Below are 2770 nucleotides of genomic sequence, written 5' to 3'. Positions count from 1 at the left end.
GCACGCGTACGCATGCGAACGCGGAAGCCGTGCTTCATGTGACGACGACGATTATTTGGCTGGAATGTCCTTTTCATAAATAATGCTCCTATATTCAGTCATGTAAAAACGTGACCAATTTTACGTCAAGCTCTACTAAATTACTATTACCCCTCACCAAAAGGCAAAAAACTCAATCAATTATTACACAAATTATTCATATTTCAAACAGAATTTATATAAATTAACTTAGATATTTTCTATTAAATAAAATAATTAAATTACTCGTGAATAAATACGAAAGCCCTAGAAAACTTTAGAAATTCGATAATTTAAGCATTCAAAAAATTATCCACAAATTACACGCATGTTATTAACAATCCAATATTTTCAACACGCGAGGCTGTGGATAACTTCACAGGGTGGTAGTAAACATGTTCTATTGAAGTTCTTTTTCTTACGCGCAAAAATGTTATACACGCAATGAATTTAGGATTTCTTAATTAGGCGTTTTGGATTGGAGTGGTATGTCTGATGCATTCAGCGACCCAGTAGCACAAGCTGCTATTGTATGGGCCAATACGCTTAGTGTATTAAAACATAATGCTTTACTAAGTGCTAGAGATAAAAGCTGGTTTGAAGGTGTTCATCCTGAGGCAATTTATGGCACTACTATTGTTTTATGCGTTACAAGTGCCACTGCTCAGCAAGCACTTCAAAATGAGCTTAATGAGCCATTACTAGTGGCATTAAAGATCTGCACAGGAAAAGATATGTTTCCTGCTTTTAAGATTGTAAAGCCTTACGATAGTTTTTCTGAAGATAACAATAATTTTTCTGAAAATAATAATCAAACTAATACAAATAACAGGAATTTGAACGTTCAAAACGCTCAAAACAATCAAAATATACAGAATAATCTAAACGTTCAAGACGCTCAAATCTTTAATCAAAATAATCGAAGCATTGACCAATATGGCAAAGATATCACAAAAAACAGCGTTAGTAATGCAAACAACTCATTAACAGGTTCAAAATCAAACTTTTCTTCAACTATTTACACTTCTGAATCCGGAACTACAGAAGTAAGAAAGTACACATTTGATGAATCTGAAGCAAAACGATATATTTTAGACCCATACTATGGCTATTCTGAGTTAGATGATTATGGCAGAAAACCTGTTGATGAAATTCCAAACTTCGCAGATTTAAAAGAAACTGATTTTACTGTTACTGAAGTCAAAGACGATAGATATAGCGAAAACGATGTCTATAACAGAAACAATAGATATAACAAAAAAGACAGCAATAGCGAAAATAAAGATGCTAGCGTAAACGAAGAAGATATAAATAACAAAAACGAAAACTATAGCGAAAATAAAGATATTATCGAAATCGATAGCGCTAACGTTAGCGAAAACGTTAGCGAAAACGAAGACGATAATTCTATACCAATACAGCCACCTTTTCCTTTATCTACTGGATTTTCTGTTTTTAAACCAGAAATCATTGGTTCTTCAATAACTAATAATAAGGGTAATGGGAAAATATCTGTTTCTGTAAAAACAGATCCTAAAACTCATTTAAATGTTTGCGCTACTTTTGATAATTTTGTTCCGGGAGATTCAAATCGTTTTGCGCGAACTGTTGCTCTGGCTGTTGCAGAAGGTTCCGGAAAAGATTTCAATCCTTTGTGTATTTATGGAGGATCCGGATTAGGTAAAACTCATTTGCTTAATGCTATTGGAAATTATGCTTTAGTAAAAGATTCTTCACTAAAAGTTAGATATGTAACAAGTGAGGAATTTACAAATGATTTTATTGATGCTTTGCGAGTTCCTAATGAAAGTCAAAATAAAATCTCCGAGTTTAATAGAAAATATCGAGAGGTTGATTTTTTGCTTATTGACGATATTCAATTTTTAGGCGGTAAAGAAGCCACATTAGAGCAATTCTTCCATACTTTTAATGCTCTTTATCAAGCTAATAAGCGCATTGTTATTGCTTCTGATGTTGCTCCTAAACGTTTGCGAGGATTTGAATCTAGACTTATTACAAGATTTGAATCTGGTTTAACTGTTGATATTAAGCCACCTGATTTAGAAACTCGAATTGCTATTTTAAAAATGATGGCTTCAACAAATTCTGTAAAAATTCCTGCTGAAGTTTTCGATCTTATAGCTGAACGTTTTACTCAAAATATTCGAGAGCTTGAAGGAGCTTTAACTAGAGTTACTGCTGTTGCATCATTAAGTAATCAACCTGTTAGTAGAGTTCTTGCTGAAAGAGCTTTACAGGATTTTTTTGCATCAGATATTGAAATTCGTCCTACTGATATTATTGGTCAAGTTGCGAAATATTTTCATCTTACTTTTGACGAAATAGTTGGTCGCACACGCACTAAAAATGTAGCTTTATCTCGTCAAATCGCAATGTATCTTGCTAGAGAAATGACTAGCATGAGCTTAGTCGATATTGGTGAAGTTTTTGGCGGTAGAGATCATACTACTGTAATGCATGCTTATACGAGAATTAGTGATGAAATGAAGCAAAAACAGGAAATTTATAACTATGTTATTGATTTAACTGTTCGTTTAAAGCAACATAATGCTCCTGATGAAGACGGGAAAAATAGCGAAGAAATTTCAGAGCAAAACAATTAGAATTTTATCAAAATCGAATTTTTTAATAGTAAGACTACTTTATGAAAATTTGTATAGGTATTTTTACAGAATTATTCTATTTGTTGTTGCTGAGCTCTCGGAGTTTCTCTCATCGCAAGATTTTTACA

At 32.9% G+C, this 2770-nt stretch carries 2 protein-coding genes; one reads left to right on the top strand and one right to left on the bottom strand.

Translation table 11 applies throughout. The features are described from left to right. Window positions 1–77, bottom strand: a 77-nt coding sequence (rpmH, locus tag Q0X59_RS06165; RefSeq protein WP_297643951.1) for a 50S ribosomal protein L34, incomplete at its 3' end; no start/stop codon positions are given. 429 nt (window positions 78–506) lie between these two features. On the opposite strand from rpmH, the gene dnaA reads away from it, so the two are divergent. Then, a complete protein-coding gene (gene dnaA / locus Q0X59_RS06160) occupies window positions 507–2642 on the top strand; it encodes a chromosomal replication initiator protein DnaA (protein WP_297643949.1) in 2136 nt (711 codons plus the stop codon). The last annotated feature ends 128 nt before the right edge of the window (window positions 2643–2770 follow it).

Source organism: uncultured Gardnerella sp. (genome assembly GCF_947280595.1).
Taxonomy (GTDB): Bacteria; Actinomycetota; Actinomycetes; order Actinomycetales; family Bifidobacteriaceae; genus Bifidobacterium; species Bifidobacterium vaginale_A.
The sequence above is the reverse complement of the archived record's forward strand: the minus strand, read 5'-3'. Positions and strand labels throughout refer to the sequence as shown.